Below are 1638 nucleotides of genomic sequence, written 5' to 3' on the forward strand. Positions count from 1 at the left end.
AGCTAACGCACCCGTTCGTATTATAAGGTCATCCAGAAAATATTTCTGGTTGACCATTTTTTATATCGATATATGATAACCGTAGCCGGGGTAGAACGTCCGCACCCGTGGGATTTGATCCCGTCAACTAAACAGTTCGCCCCCTACTTGTAGAAACATGATTGAGGCTGGTTGGGACTATGATCTCGTATAACAAGCGAAGCTATGATACTACAAGAAGGAAATGGGGTACCGGTGACTTTATATTAGGAGGAGATAATTTATGAATCCAGTTGTTGGTCTGGATGTGGCAAAAGGGGAAAGTCAGGTTCAAGCTTTCTTGGATAAAAAGCAGCCTTACAAAAAAAGCTTTAAAGTAGCACATACTCTTGAAGGGTTAGCTAGTCTTCTAAACTTTATTAGAGAAGTAGAAAATGTATCCGGGGGACGGCCTCCCATTGTATTAGAATCCACTGGACATTATCATACACCAGTTGTCCAGTTTTTCGAAGATATAGGGTACTTATTGATTATCGTAAATCCACTCATATCGTATCGAGCTAAGAGTTCTAGTCTACGCAAGGTAAAGACAGATGTTATTGACGCTCGTCATCTCTGCGAGCTGTATTATAAAGAGGACTTAGAGCCGTATAAACAGCGAGGAATCCAACTCTTAAACTTACGTAACCTTACAAGACAGCACGAAAATATTACAGGCCTGTTTGTACAAACTAAATTACAATTTCAAGCAACTCTGGATCAAGTGTTTCCTGAATACCGTGGGGTTTTTGGTGACTTACATTCATATGTTTCTTTACTAACCTTACAAACATTTCCTACATCACAAAAAATCCTGGATACTGGTGAAGAGACAGTCGCCAAAAAAATAAAGGAATTATGTAAAAGTCGTTCGCAAAAATGGGCAGACAGTCAGGCAGAAAAATTAATGGCCGCCGCAGCTCAAAATCCATTTCAGAAAAACTTATATCATAGTCTGACCTTAAGCCTGGATATGTATATTAATATGCTTCTTGAATACAAAAAGCATCTATCCAAGCTTGAAGATGAGATAGATGCTTTAGCAAAAGGTATTGAAGAGTGTAAGATTATCCAATCGATCCCTGGTATCGGTGAAAAAATCGCTGCCACGATAATTTCTGAAATTGGGGAAATTGATCGGTTTAATCACCCTAAGAAACTGGTTGCATTTGCCGGAATCGATCCAAGTGTTTTTGAATCTGGTACATTCAAAGGTACTTTAAATCGGATTACCAAAAGAGGTTCTAGTAGGCTACGACACGCCTTGTATATGGCTGTAAAATGTGCCATTCGTGATTGTCGCAAAAAGAAAACGACAGATGAAATCATTCCTCGTAACAAGAGATTACGAGAGTTTTATGATAAGAAACGTGAGGAAGGAAAGCCCTTTAAAGTAGCTGTGATAGCATGTGCCAATAAATTCTTACATTGGATTTATGCACTTTTAAAAAGCAAATCAACTTTCCAAGATCTAGCCTAGTTTTAAAGAATAACTAAACAGTCCAAAACTTTCCAAACAGAGAACCTTGGAAGGTTATTTGGCATACGCAAATTTAGTATAACATGAAACATTTTAAGTGTTTATTGAAAAATGTTGACAAACTATTGGCTGGTTTAGTT

At 38.0% G+C, this 1638-nt stretch carries 1 protein-coding gene; it reads left to right on the forward strand.

What is annotated here, in order from left to right:
- Nucleotides 1–262 precede the first annotated feature (262 nt).
- Nucleotides 263–1498: an IS110 family RNA-guided transposase gene (locus ACFX4H_RS26770; RefSeq protein ID WP_377436612.1), complete on the forward strand. Its 1236-nt coding sequence runs from the start codon at nt 263–265 to the stop codon at nt 1496–1498.
- Nucleotides 1499–1638 lie beyond the last annotated feature (140 nt).

Origin of the sequence: Peribacillus sp. YIM B13477 (assembly GCF_042787955.1) — a bacterium.
Classification (GTDB): Bacteria; Bacillota; Bacilli; order Bacillales; family DSM-1321; genus Peribacillus; species Peribacillus frigoritolerans.

Bases quoted from the DNA above. Each gene is read 5' to 3' on its own strand.
- ACFX4H_RS26770 (WP_377436612.1), top strand. From the start codon at position 263: ATGAATCCAGTTGTTGGTCTGGATGTGGCAAAAGGGGAAAGTCAGGTT.